This window comes from Streptomyces sp. NPDC054883, assembly GCF_053610645.1.
In genome coordinates, this window is the sequence record NZ_JBSGYT010000001.1 from 389,985 (window position 1) to 402,494 (window position 12,510).

Consider the following 12,510-nt stretch of genomic DNA (forward strand, 5'->3'; position numbering starts at 1 on the left):
CGGGCGTTCTACGGGGCGGACCCGGCTGCTCAGCGGGCCGCCACGGCGCTCTTCCCGAGGCTGCGTGCCGACGCCGAAGCGGCCCGTTCGCCGGCGGTCGGGGACAGGGCCACGAACGCGGCGGTGAGGAAGAGGTAGGAGCCGAGCCCGACCGCGAGGGGGAAGATGAACTGCATGGCGCTCGCCCCGGGCAGCGCCGAGTCGGAGGGGGTGACGCGGACTGCGACGGCCAGCATCCCGGTGTAGTGCATGCTGCTGACGGCCGCACCCATGACGAGCGAGGCGACGGCGACGGCCAGCGGTGACTCGATGTGGAGCGCGGCCCACAGCGCGGCCGTCGCGGCGACGACGGCGATGGCGACCGAGAGCCCGACGGTGAGCGGCCGGTAGGACACCGTGCCGTGCAGCCGCAGGGCGGCCATACCGAGGTAGTGCATGCTCGCGACCCCCAGGCCGGTGGTGAGGCCGCCGAGGACCAGGGCCCGGCCGCGGCCCTTGCCGTAGCCGACGGCAAAGACCCCCGCACCGACGACCAGCACGGCGACGAGGAGGCTGAGGATGGTCAGCGGGACGTCGTAGTGGATGACGGTGCCCGTGACCTCGAACCCGAGCATGGCGACGAAGTGCATCGTCCAGATGCCGGTGCCGATGGCGGAGGCGGCGGTGAGGAGCCAGTTGCGGCGGGTGGGTCCGGTCGCGGCGAGGGCACGGACGGTGCAGCGCAGCCCGAGGGCGGCGCCGATGCAGGCCATCACGTATGACAGCGCGGGTGTCAGCCAGCCATAGGCGGCGTGGTGCAGGTGTCCCATGGCCAACGGACGCTAGTGCGGGTGAGGTCGCGAACAAGGGGCGCATTTCGAAAGCCGCTGGAACTGCTGGAATATGACAGAGCTACGTTCGTCTTCGATCAGGCCGCATGTCACCTTGTCCACGGACCCAGCGCGGACGGGACCCGCTCGGCGCACAGCTGGGAGATCATGGGCTCATGAGCGAAGACCACACGCATGTCCAGGAGTTCTTCGGGGCGCGCGCCGCGGACTGGGACCGCAAGTTCCCCGGGGACGGCCCGGCCTTCGCGCGTGCCGTGGCCGAGTTCGGCCTGCGGCCGGGAGACCGGGTGCTCGACGCGGGCTGCGGCACCGGGCGGGCGCTGCCCGCGCTGCGCGCGGCCGTCGGACCGTCGGGGGCGGTGATCGGCGCGGATCTCACCCCGCGGATGCTCACCGCCGCGCGGCAGGCCGGCCGGGGCGACGACGCGTGGCTGCTGCTCACGGACGTCGCCCGGCTTCCGTTGCGTGACGGGGTGCTGGACGCGGTGTTCGCCGCCGGCCTGATCGCGCACCTGCCCGATCCGGAGTCGGGCCTGCGCGAGCTCGCCCGTGTGGTCCGCCCCGGTGGGCTCCTCGCGCTGTTCCATCCGATCGGGCGGGCGGCGCTGGCCGCGCGCCACGGTCGCGAACTGACCCCGGACGACCTGCGGGCCGCGCCGAACCTGGGCCCGCTGCTTTCCGCGGCCGGCTGGGAGCTGACCTCGTACGCCGACGAGGACGACCGTTTCCTGGTGCTGGCCGCCCGCCGCCCCTGATCCCGCACCCGGCGTCGTGGATGCGGTACGTGGGCACGCGACCGCGGGGGCAGCCCCGGCCGGCCTCCCGCGCCACTCGCCTGAGCAGCTTGAAATTCGACGGCCGCCGACTCTCGACGGGTGAGTTACCCAGTGGTTAAGGTGCGCCGACGAGCGAGCGACCGGATCGGGAGGAGGCCACGTGTCAGAAGCGGAGGACGGGGGTTCGCTGTACGTGCTGACAGCCGTGCTGGTGACCCCGACCCAGTTCCCGGCCGTTCTCGGCGACGACTTCCCCGAGGCGTGCGCGCTCCTGGGCGTGCAGCCGGTCGCGGACGGGTACGGGCTGGTGCTCGGGCAGGACGAGGAAGGCGCACGCTGGACGGTCGTCGTGGACGACGTCGCGCTGGTGGCCACCGCGATCGCCTCCTGGGACTGCGGGATGGAGTACGACCTGTCCCCCGACGAGCGCACCATAGTGGTCTCGCTGGCGGGCTGGCCGCTGGAGCTGACGGTCTCCGCCTCCGGCCTTCCCGCGCCGCACGATCCCGAGCAGGGCGCGGACGGCACCGGGCGGGTGCCGCTGGCCCCGCCCTCGGCGGAGCTGTGGGGGCCGGTACAGCGGCGTTTGGGCGCCGACCAGATCGCCCGGGACTGGGCCGACTGGCGCGAGCGGGCCGCGACGGACGGCGGGGCGGCCGCCGCAGCACACCCGGGGCTGGCCCGGGCCCTGAAGGAGGCGGCGGGCTACGTGGAGCAGGCGCCACCGCCCGGCAGGGTGCGGTCCTCCTTCGCTGAGGAGGGCGCGCGGACCCTCCGGGCGGACGGGCCCGGCTGGTCGCTGGTGGCACGCACCGGCGAGGCGGCGTTCGTCCTGCTCGACGACGAGCCGGGCGAGGTACTGGCGGTCCCGCGCGAGGGCTACCCCGACCGCCCGGGGCTGCCCGCGCTGCCAGGCTTGCTGGTGGCGCTGAACCGCATCGCGGTGCGGCCCGTCTGAGGGCCCGCGAGGGATCCGCCTCCGGGCGCCCGTCCGTCAGACGCGTTCGAGCGGGATGTGCGGGGAGGGCGGCAGGGTGACGGCTATGGGGTCGCCCGCACGGACGGTACCGCCGTGCCGGACCACACCCATGACGCCGGCCTTGAGGACCGGGCGGCCCGCCTCGTCCCGGCCGACGACCTGCTTGAGCAGCCCGCGCCGGAAGTTGTCGATCTGCAGGCACGGATTGCGCAGGCCGGTCACTTCGACGACCGCCTCCTCGCCGAGGCGCAGCAGGGTCCCGACGGGCAGACCGAGGAGGTCTATGCCCTCCGTGGTCACGTTCTCGCCGAGCTGGCCCGGCCCGACGGCGAAGCCGGATCCGGCGACCTCGTCGAACAGCTCCCGGTGGATCAGGTGGACCTGCCGCAGGTTCGGCTGGGTCGGATCCTGTGCCACCCGTGAACGGTGCTTGACGGTGATCCCGGCGTGTACGTCTCCCTCGACGCCGAGCCCGGCGAGCAGTGTGATGCTCTCCCGCCGGGGCTTGGTGAACGAGTAGACGCCGTTGCTGCTGACCGCCGTAACCCGCGCGCTCTCCATGTACATGTCCCTGTACGCCCCCCCTGGCCGCCGTCAGCGGCCGATCTGCTTCCTGGATACGCCCCGGAGCCGACGCCGCTGAGAGGAGTCCAGCATGAAGTACGCCAGGGCGGGCACCCCGATCAGGACCAGGAGCCCGGCCCAGAATCCGACCGTGGCGAACAGCACGATGGCTGCCACCACTCCGGCAACCGCGACCTTTCCGCCTGTGGACATCTGCGGACACCTCCTTCTGCGTCGACCACTGCCCCCTTCAACGCGTGACCACCGCCACGCGTTCCCGGCCGCGATCCGTCCCCGCCCGAAGGCGTGTTCCCGGCCACGGCGGGTGCCCCGCGCACCGCCTTCCGGACAGATCCCCGGCGCCGGACCGGCGCCGCGACAGGGGCACTACGGTGGATGCGGAGCTCCGGCTACGGCGGCACCAGGGGAGGGTGACATGGGCGGTCCGTCGGTGGCGCTGCCGGGCGGGACCGACCCCGCGGAGCGGGCCCGGGTGCTGCTCCGGGCCCATGACGCCTTCACCCTGGACGGCCGGGTCGAGCCGCCCGTCCGGGCGGTGATCGCGAAGTCCTGGCGGCGCTGCGCCCGGGCCGGGGTGAGCCCGGAGTGCGCCCCGCGGGTGGACCTGGCGGAGGCGGAGCTGCGCTCGTACCGCGACCAGCACCCGCTGGCCCGGGTGATGCCGGTGGTCCGGGAGCTGGTGGGGGCCTTCGCCGCGTACGGCGCGCACCTGCTGGCGGTCTGCGATGCGCGGGGCACGCTGCTCTGGGTGGAGGGCGAACCGGGCACCCTCCGCCGGGCCGAGCTGCTCGGCTTCGTCCCCGGCGCGCACTGGGCGGAGGCGGCGATGGGAACCAACGCGCCCGGGACGGCGGTCGCGGCCGGGGAACCCGTCCAGGTCTTCGGGGCCGAACACTTCAACCGCCGCGTGCACCCATGGACCTGCGCGGCGGCCCCCGTGCGGGACCCCCGGACGGGCGCGCTGCTCGGCGCCGTGGACATCACGGGCGGGGACGGGCTGGCCCATCCGCATTCACTGGCGTTCGTACAGGCGGTGGCCCGCGCGGCGGAAGCCCAGCCGGCCCTGCTGGAGCCGGGTCCGCGGGCGGCTCCGGACACCCTGACCGCACTGGGCCGGGACGAGGCGCTGCTGGTCAGCGGTGGCCGCCGGATCCCGCTCGGCCGCCGGCACAGCGAGATCACGGCGCTGCTGGCCCACCACCCCGAGGGGCTGTCCGGCGAGGAGCTGGCGGTCGCCCTGTACGAGGACGAGTCGGTGTCGGCGGTCACGCTGCGCGCGGAGGTCTCCCGGCTGCGGGGCCTGTGGGGTGCGCGGAACCTGCTGTCCCGCCCGTACCGGACGGCCGCGGCGCTGGAGGCCGATTTCACCACCGTGACCCGGCAGCTGGCGACCGGCGCCGTCTCGGCCGCCCTGTCCCGGTACCCGGGGCCGCTGCTGCCGTCCTCCACCTCCCCCGGGATCACCCGGCTGCGGCACCGGATCGAGGAACAGGCGCGGGCCGCGGTGATCGCCCGGGCGGACGCGGGGCTGCTGGCCGACTGGGTGTGCAGTCCGTGGGGCGCGGACGACCCGGAGGTGTGGCGGGCGCTGGCCGGGGTGCTGCCCGCCGAGGGTCGCCCGGCCGCGCTGGCCCTCGTACGGTCGCTGGACCGCGAGCTGTCCGCCGCACCGGCGCATCGGCGTCCCCGGACGGCAGGGTGAGGGCCCGCGGGAGCGCCGGGGTCCGGGGTCCGGGGTCCGGGGTCCGCTCAGGCGTCGCGCACCAGTCCGGTGACGTGGTCGGTGATCATGTCCAGGATCTCCGCGGCGGCCTTGTCGTCCCCGAGGGCGAGGAAGTTCAGGGTCAGTCCGTCCGTCATGGCGGCCAGGTACCGTGCGAGGACCTCGGTCGGGACGCCGAGTTCGAAGTCCATGGCGGCGGCGAGCTGTCGGATGAGCTCGCCGTAGGTGTCGGAGTACAGCTGGTACTGCCTTCGCGCCAGGTGGCCGAAGCCGGGCTGGCGCACGGCGTACTGGGTGAGTTCGTAGGTGAGCATGTGCTCGCCGGGATGGGCCACCACGTGGTCCCAGTAGGCCTGGAAGCCGGCCCGGATGGTTTCGTGGAGGGTGGCCCGGGGGCGGAGCGCCTCCCGGACCACCCGGATGCAGTGTTCGGTGATCGTCTCGATGACGGATTCGAGCAGGGCCTGCTTGGAGTCGAAGCAGTAGTGGAAGACGCTCAGGGACAGCCCGGCCTCGGCGGCGATGGAGCGGGTGGTCGTCCGGGCGACGCCGTCGCGGGTCATCGCCCGGATCGCCGCCTCGGTCAGCTGGCGTCGCCGGTCGGCCAGGGGCATGCGTCCCATGCGTGTTCCTTTCGTACGCGTTCGCCGGGACGCGTGCCGCGCGCGGTCAGCTGCTGTAGACGCCGGCCTCGTTGAGCGAGTAGCCCCACTGCGTGCCGCGGGCCTGCCCGTGGATGCGCACGTAGCGGGCCGGGACCCCGGCGAACTGGGCGGTGTCCAGGCCGCCGTCACCGGTGGTGGTGGACCAGACCGTCTGCCAGTTGGCGCCGTCGGCGGAGGTCTCGATGCGGTAGGCCCGGCCGTAGGCGCGTTCCCAGTCCAGCGTGACCCGCTTGACGAGCTTCGAGGAGCCCAGGTCGATGCCGAGCCACTGGTCGTCGCTCCAGTCGCTGGCCCAGCGGGTTCCCCGGTCGCCGTCGACCGCACGGCCGGGTGCGTAGCTGGTGAACGGGTTCCACTCGGAGGCGCTGGCCGTCGCCGCCGCACCCGCCGCCAGGTTGACCCCGGCCTGGTGGTGCTCGGACGCCCCCCACGTACGGAGATACGATTCGGCGCCGCGGAAGAGGTCGTCCACGACGCCCTGGCCGCCGACGATCCGGATGTCCTCGATCCAGTCGGGGACCAGACCGTAGTGGGCGGCTCCGTCGGTGTTGAGGTCCCAGGTGCGCTGTCCGGCGGTCTGCCGGTCGATGACGGAACCGCCGTCGGTGCTGCGGAACGGGTACGCGACGGGGTTCGGAGTGTTCGCGCCGCGCGGGCCGGGCCAGCCGCCGACGCCGTTCATGTCGGTGCCGTAGCCGTAGCCGACGTGGTACTTCTCGCGCAGCGCCTTGGTCCGCTGCGCCTCCGCGCTGAAGCCTTCGGAGCCGTTCATGTACTGGGCGGCGAAGCCGCCGAGCTTGTAGAGCCGCTCGGTCCAGCCGAGGTCCATCCAGCTGTGCGAGGAGATCACGCCCGGGTAGGACTCGGTCTCCAGGATGTCGAAGGCCTGCCCGGCGGCCTTGACGCTCATGTGGTCGACTTCGAGCATCATCTTGCGTTTCATCATGCCGCGCACCGCGTACTCGCCGAGTGCCGTCAGTCCCCGGGTGTTGCACTGGGCGTCTGCCGCGTAGGCGGGAACGGTGACGCCGGGCGGCAGTTCGCTCTGCGCCTGCGGCGCCGGGGCGAGGCCGATGGGGTTGTCGTGCTGTGGGCCTGCGCACTTCTCGGTCTGCCAGAAGGTGCCGGTCGACAGGAACTGCCCGACGTTGATGGCCGTGCCGAGGGCGCCTTCGTCGAAGCGCACGCCGCAGAGGGCGTTGTCGAACTTGTGGCAGAGGAACATGCTGCGGACGCCGAGGCGGTAGAGCTCGTCGAGGCCCCGGTCGACGTCTTCCTTGCTGCACTGGGCGACGTCGAGGATCTGCTTGCAGCCGAACGGCTCGGAGGTCTCGACGCCGAGGACGACGGCGAGCTTGCCCTGTTTGACGACGTCGCGGGCCTGGGCGGAGTCGGTGACGATCCGGAACCAGCCCTTGCCCGGGCCGCCGTACATCTTGTCGATGAAGGCCTGCATGTCGTACGACTTCTGCGCTTCGAGACGGATGGCGGCCATCTCGTCACAGCCGCGGTCCTTGAAGAAGTAGACCGAGCAGATGACTCCGTTGGTGACGAGGTCGTTGACGAGCACCCGCTGGCCGCCGCGCCAGGCGCGTTCGATCCAGGCGTAGTAGTTCTGCTGGTGGGTCAGCGAGTCGTGTGCGGGCCAGTCCTTGAAGGTGGGCCAGCCGACGGGATCGTGCTTGCCGTCGCCGCCCTTGGTGATGAAGTCGAAGACGGCGAGGGAGCCGTCGGGATAGTGCTCGGGGCAGTCCTTGAGGGCGTCGGCGACGCCGAGGTCGGAGAAGGGCTTGCCGCAGATCAGGCGGCCGCCGAAGCCCTCGTTGGACATGATGTGGTCGTGGGCGTCGACGAAGCCGCGTACGTTGCCCTGCGCGTCCGTGCCCTTGAAGGGCTCGCCGGTGACGTTGATCCCGGAGTCCGGTGCCGGGCGGGCGACGGGGTCCCACCAGTTGGGGTCGGCCGCGGCGGCCCCCTGGGTGGGACCGAGGACCATGGCGAGCATGGCGATGAGTAAGGACAGGACCGCGATCGGCCTGCCTCCGATGTGCGGCTGTCGGGTCACGGCCATCACCATGTCTCCGGTCGGCGGACGGCGGGTTGAATGTCATGTCCCGCGCAAGGTGCCCAGAGGATCCCGACTGCGGCCACAAGAGTCAAGGGTCCGGGACGTTTGACCTGACGACCCGTCGGGTCCGCTGGGCTCCGGGCGGCCGCGTACCCCGGTCCACCCCTTTCGCGGCGGATCCGGAAGCGGCCGCCGGCACCGGGAGGCGCGCGGGTCCCGGATCGTCAGCTCCTGGGGAGCGTCACCGGCCGGAAGTCCGGCTTCGGGCTTCGTCAGACCTCGCCCCGGTCGAGCAGTCCGTCGATCGCTGAGGCCAGCGGTCCGCTGATCCGCTTCCCGATGCGGTGGAGCAAGGCCGAGGAAGCGTCGGCCTGCGCGGCAACCGTGGCGGAGTCCATGGGACTGGTCTGCTTCGACGTGCAGCAGGACCGGCTCAGGCTTTGAGGAGGTCACCAGGCAGTGGCAGCCGAAGAGGGATGCTCCCCGCCCGAAGCCGGCCCCGCCCCGCGGGCGCAGCACCTCCATGGGCACCACGCCCCCAGCAGGACTCACAACGCGTCCGGATCAGCTGCTCCGTGAGATCCGCCATGGGCGGTTCAACCGGAGCTCACACCCTGAGAAGGGACGTCTCAGAAGAAGCCGAGCTTCTTCGGGGAGTAGCTGACCAGCATGTTCTTGGTCTGCTGGTAGTGCTCCAGCATCATCTTGTGCGTTTCGCGGCCGATGCCGGACTGCTTGTAGCCGCCGAACGCCGCGTGGGCGGGATAGGCGTGGTAGCAGTTCGTCCAGACCCGGCCGGCCTGGATGGCGCGGCCGGCCCGGTAGGCGGTGTTGATGTCGCGGGTCCAGACTCCGGCGCCCAGACCGTACGCCGTGTCGTTGGCGATCCGTACGGCGTCGTCGAAGTCGTGGAAGGACGTCACGGACACCACCGGCCCGAAGATCTCCTCCTGGAAGATCCGCATCCGGTTGTCCCCCTCGAAGATCGTCGGCTGGACGTAGAAGCCGCCCGCCAACTCGCCGTCGTGTTCGACCCGCTCGCCGCCCGTCAGGATCTTCGCTCCCTCCTGCCGGCCGATCTCCACGTACGACAGGACTTTCCGCAGCTGCTCCTCAGATGCCTGCGCTCCGATCATCGTCCCGGTGTCGAGGGGGTGCCCCGGCACGATCAGTTCCGTACGGGCGACGGCCGCGTCGAGGAAGTCCCCGTAACGCCCGCGCTCGATCAGCGCGCGGGAGGGGCTGGTGCACACCTCGCCCTGGTTGAGGGCGAACATGGTGAAACCTTCCAGCGCCTTGTCGCGCAGGTCGTCGTCCGTCGACCAGATGTCGTCGAAGAACAGGTTGGGGCTCTTGCCCCCGAGCTCCAGGGTGACCGGCTTGAGGTGCTCCGCCGCGTACTTCATGATCAGCCGGCCGGTGGAGGTCTCCCCCGTGAAGGCCACCTTCGCCACGCGCGGGCTGGAGGCGAGCGGTTTGCCGGCCTCCTCGCCGAAGCCGTTGACGACGTTGACCACACCCGGCGGCAGCAGGTCCGACACCAGGCTCAGCCAGTAGTGCACCGAGGCTGGTGTCTGTTCCGCCGGCTTGAGCACCACCGTGTTCCCGGCCGCCAGCGCCGGCGCCAGCTTCCACACCGCCATCAGGAGGGGGAAGTTCCACGGGATGATCTGGGCGACCACGCCGAGCGGTTCGTGGAAGTGGTAGGCGACCGTATCCTCGTCGAGCTGGCTGAGCGCCCCTTCCTGGGCGCGCAGCGCACCCGCGAAGTACCGGAACTGGTCGATGGCCAACGGCAGGTCGGCGGCGAGCGTCTCGCGGACCGGCTTGCCGTTCTCCCAGGTCTCCGCGACCGCGAGCGCCTCCAGGTGCTGCTCCATCCGGTCCGCCATGCGCAGCAGGACCGCGGAGCGTTCGGTGACCGAGGTGCGGCCCCAGGCGGGCGCGGCGGCGTGCGCCGCGTCCAGGGCGCGCTCCACGTCCTCGGCGGTGCCGCGCGCGACCTCGGTGAACGTCTCGCCGTTGACGGGCGAGGGGTTGGCGAAGTAACCGCCCCGGGCGGGCGGTACGTACGCGCCGCCGATGAAGTGGTCGTAGCGCGACGCGTACGACATGAGCGCGCCTTCGGTACCGGGCGCAGCGTAACGGGCCATGGTTCCTCCCCTTGCCGGGCGCCGGCCGCCGTCGGCCGGCGCTCGGGGGAAGGCTAGGAGCGGGGAGGTTGCGCCGAGGTTGCACGCCCCGACGACGTCGCCGACCGCTCCCGCGTACCGTTCAGAGGCCGATGTCGCGGGCCCGGAAGTCGTCGAGCGACTCGCGCCGCACGAGGAGCCGGGCCCGGCCGTCGGCGACGGCGATCACCGGTGGCCGCCCGACCAGGTTGTAGCCGGAGGCCATCGAAAGGTGGTAGGCACCGGCCACCGGCACGGCGAGCAGGTCGCCGGGGCGGACGTCCGCGGGGAGGTCGGTGTCGGCGGCGAGCACGTCACCGGCTTCGCAGTGCCGGCCCACCACCGTCACCCGCCCCGGCGGGGCGGCCGAACGGCGTCCGATCAGCCGGGGCGCGTACCGCACTCCGTACAGGGCGGGCCGTGGGTTGTCGCTCATGCCACCGTCGACGGCGACGAACACGTGCTCACCGGTGCGCTTGACGGCGAGTACCCGGTAGAGCGCGATTCCGGCGGGCCCGGCCACCGCCCGGCCCGGTTCCACGGTCAGCCGGGGCACGGGCAGCCGGGCGGCCGCGCAGCTCGCGGCGAGTTCGCTGCGCATCCGGCCGGCCAGCGCGCCGAGGTCGAGGGCCGCCTCGCCGGGGCGGTAGGCGACGCCGTGCCCGCCGCCCATGTCGAGCTCGGGCAGTACGACCCCGTGGGTGTCCCGGATCCGGGCGATCAGGCCGACCATCCGGCGGACGGCGGCGAGGTACGGCTTGACGGAGGTGATCTGCGACCCCAGGTGGCAGTGCGGGCCGGTCAGTTCCAGTTGCGGCTGGGTGAGGATCCTGGCGATGGCGTGCTGGGCGGAGCCGTCCGCGAGGGACAGGCCGAACTTCTGGTCGTCGGTGCCCGTACGGACCTTCTCGTGGCCGCCGGCCGAGATGCCGGGGGCGATGCGCACCATCACCCGCTGGCGCCCCCGCGGTCCGACGGCGGCGGCCAGCCGGGCGATCTCGGACGCGCTGTCGATGACGATGCGGCCGACTCCGAGCCGCAGGGCGGCTGCCATGTCCTGCGGGGACTTGGCGTTGCCGTGCAGGGTGATCCGCTCGGGCGGGAATCCGGCGGTGACGGCGAGTTCCAGCTCACCGGCCGAGCAGACGTCGAGGCCGAGGCCCTCTTCGTCGACCCAGCGGACCATGGCGCGGCAGAGGAAGGCCTTCGCGGCGTAGAGGACTTCGGCGTCCGGGAAGGCCCGGCGGTAGCGGCGGCAGCGCTCGCGGACCTCGCCCTCGTCCAGGACGTAGGCCGGGGTGCCGAAGCGTTCGGCGACCTCGGTGAGCGCGACCGCGGCGACGCTGACGCCGCCGTCGGGGAGCGCGGCGGCCGAGGCGGGCCACACCGACAGGTCGTCCGGCGCGGCCGCAACGGTGCCCGGCGGCACGTGCAGGGTGGTCATGGCGTGGGTGGTCATGGCATGGGTTCCCTTCTCCGCGTGCGCGCTGTCAGCCGGTCCGCAGGGCGGGGGCCGCCCCGACGGGTCCGGCGTGTGCGGGAGCCGGGGCCGCGCCGCACGCGGGGCGCGGCGGTGCGGAGCGCGGGATGCACAGCTGCGGGTCCACCGTGACGGTGGTGATGCCGAGCGGCCGTACCAGCGCCCGCAGCGCGGGTTCGGCGAGCCGGATCCAGGGCTGGTCGGGGCCGAGGGTGGCGGCCAGCCGGTCCGGGGTGGTGAAGCCGACGGCGGTACGGCCGCCGAGGGGCGTGCGGAAGGTACGGGCCGCATGTCCCGCGAGTCCCGGCCGGACGGGAACGCAGAGCGGTCCGGCCGGGACGCGTTCGCAGGGTTCGGGGTCTTTGCCGTACGACAGCGCTGCCATGGGTTACCTCCTGGAGGACCCTCGGTGTGGACTGGCGCCCCGGCGCGGGGAGGCGGTCCGGGGCGTGTCCTCGACGCTATGCGGGCCGCCCGGGGCCGTGGCGCCTCCTGACGCGACGCTGACGGGCAGCGGCCCGGCGTTGACGGACTCCTTACGGGGCCCGCCGCGTCGGCGGGTCCCACCCCGCCGGGCGGGGCGTCGGCCCCTCCCCGGCAGGACCTCGTCCGCGTCGCCCCGAGCCGTTCCGGCTCAGCGGCACTGGCCGGACCGGGGCCCGGCGACGGTGTTGTCCGCCTGGCGCGGGGCCGGAGCGTTGCCCTCGCAGCGCAGGGGGCCGGTGACCTGGTTGCCCTGGAACACCCCTCCGCCGGTGTTGGCGTCCAGGCTGACGGGGCCCGTGATCCGGTTGCCGCCGCACACCGACGCGTCCGCGCCTCGGCGAAGGCGGCGGCCGGCCCGGAAGTGGCTCCGGGCGCCTTGACGGTCACGCCCACGGTGTTGGCGTACGCGCTCGCCGGTACGGCCAGGGCCAGTGCGGCGCCGATGACGAGCGCCTTCCCGGTGACGCGGTGGAGCAGAAGCGCCTTGGTCATGGAGTCTCCCTTGTGGGATGCGCGGCGGGGAACGCGGGGCGGCGGCTGGTGCGGAAGCGCCGTGCCCGCGGGAAGTGCCGAACGCCGACGGCGAGGGCGGCCGAGCCGGTGTGCCGGTCCGCGGGGAGGGGCCCCGGGATGGTGGGGCCGGATACGGAACGGCCGGTTCGCCGCCCTCAGCAGCATTGCACCTGCGGACTCTTACAGGCTTTTCACACCGCATCTACGGCATACGTCGGCGCCCTCAGGTAGCAT

General features: G+C 72.9%; 13 protein-coding genes. 3 read left to right on the top strand and 10 right to left on the bottom strand.

Annotated features, from left to right (window positions below; translation table 11 throughout):
* Window positions 1-29: 29 nt before the first annotated feature.
* Entirely contained in the window at window positions 30-809 is a 780-nt protein-coding gene (locus ACWGH1_RS01840) for an MHYT domain-containing protein (RefSeq protein ID WP_453351909.1), read from the bottom strand.
* A 176-nt stretch (window positions 810-985) separates the two neighbouring features.
* Between ACWGH1_RS01840 and ACWGH1_RS01845 the strand changes: the two genes are divergently transcribed.
* Window positions 986-1,585: a class I SAM-dependent methyltransferase gene (locus ACWGH1_RS01845; protein WP_453351910.1), complete on the top strand. Its 600-nt coding sequence runs from the start codon at window positions 986-988 to the stop codon at window positions 1,583-1,585.
* 181 nt (window positions 1,586-1,766) lie between these two features.
* On the top strand, window positions 1,767-2,564 hold the full coding sequence (locus ACWGH1_RS01850) for a hypothetical protein (RefSeq protein ID WP_453351911.1): 798 nt from the start codon (window positions 1,767-1,769) through the stop codon (window positions 2,562-2,564).
* 36 nt (window positions 2,565-2,600) lie between these two features.
* On the opposite strand, the gene ACWGH1_RS01855 is transcribed toward ACWGH1_RS01850, so the two are convergent.
* Together ACWGH1_RS01855 and ACWGH1_RS01860 are read right to left on the bottom strand one after the other, a co-directional pair.
* Complete coding sequence (locus ACWGH1_RS01855) at window positions 2,601-3,146, bottom strand: MOSC domain-containing protein (RefSeq protein ID WP_453351912.1); 546 nt, start codon at window positions 3,144-3,146, stop codon at window positions 2,601-2,603.
* A gap of 33 nt (window positions 3,147-3,179) precedes the next feature.
* Entirely contained in the window at window positions 3,180-3,362 is a 183-nt protein-coding gene (locus ACWGH1_RS01860; RefSeq protein WP_453351913.1) for a hypothetical protein, read from the bottom strand.
* 223 nt (window positions 3,363-3,585) lie between these two features.
* On the opposite strand from ACWGH1_RS01860, the gene ACWGH1_RS01865 reads away from it, so the two are divergent.
* A complete protein-coding gene (locus ACWGH1_RS01865) occupies window positions 3,586-4,872 on the top strand; it encodes a GAF domain-containing protein (RefSeq protein ID WP_453351914.1) in 1,287 nt (428 codons plus the stop codon).
* Between the two features lie 47 nt (window positions 4,873-4,919).
* Here the strand turns inward: ACWGH1_RS01865 and ACWGH1_RS01870 are convergent, their stop codons facing one another.
* The 7 genes from ACWGH1_RS01870 to ACWGH1_RS01900 all read right to left on the bottom strand — a co-directional run bounded on the left by ACWGH1_RS01870 (window position 4,920) and on the right by ACWGH1_RS01900 (window position 12,082).
* Window positions 4,920-5,516 carry a TetR/AcrR family transcriptional regulator gene (locus ACWGH1_RS01870; RefSeq protein ID WP_453351915.1) on the bottom strand — a complete coding sequence of 199 codons (597 nt, stop codon included), beginning with the start codon at window positions 5,514-5,516 and terminating at the stop codon, window positions 4,920-4,922.
* 46 nt (window positions 5,517-5,562) lie between these two features.
* The gene (locus tag ACWGH1_RS01875; RefSeq protein ID WP_453351918.1) at window positions 5,563-7,554 is read right to left on the bottom strand and encodes a galactose-binding domain-containing protein; all 1,992 of its coding nucleotides are present in this window, start codon (window positions 7,552-7,554) and stop codon (window positions 5,563-5,565) included.
* A 344-nt stretch (window positions 7,555-7,898) separates the two neighbouring features.
* On the bottom strand, window positions 7,899-8,024 hold the full coding sequence (locus tag ACWGH1_RS01880; RefSeq protein ID WP_453351916.1) for a hypothetical protein: 126 nt from the start codon (window positions 8,022-8,024) through the stop codon (window positions 7,899-7,901).
* Window positions 8,025-8,255: 231 nt separating this feature from the next.
* Window positions 8,256-9,779 carry an acetaldehyde dehydrogenase ExaC gene (gene exaC, locus ACWGH1_RS01885; RefSeq protein ID WP_453351917.1) on the bottom strand — a complete coding sequence of 508 codons (1,524 nt, stop codon included), beginning with the start codon at window positions 9,777-9,779 and terminating at the stop codon, window positions 8,256-8,258.
* 121 nt (window positions 9,780-9,900) lie between these two features.
* Window positions 9,901-11,241 carry a diaminopimelate decarboxylase gene (gene lysA, locus ACWGH1_RS01890; RefSeq protein WP_453408361.1) on the bottom strand — a complete coding sequence of 447 codons (1,341 nt, stop codon included), beginning with the start codon at window positions 11,239-11,241 and terminating at the stop codon, window positions 9,901-9,903.
* 46 nt (window positions 11,242-11,287) lie between these two features.
* Entirely contained in the window at window positions 11,288-11,662 is a 375-nt protein-coding gene (locus ACWGH1_RS01895) for an SAV_915 family protein (protein WP_453357216.1), read from the bottom strand.
* Window positions 11,663-11,911: 249 nt separating this feature from the next.
* Window positions 11,912-12,082 (bottom strand): hypothetical protein, encoded by a 171-nt coding sequence (locus ACWGH1_RS01900; RefSeq protein WP_453357215.1) that lies wholly within the window; start codon window positions 12,080-12,082, stop codon window positions 11,912-11,914.
* Between the last annotated feature and the right edge of the window lie 428 nt (window positions 12,083-12,510).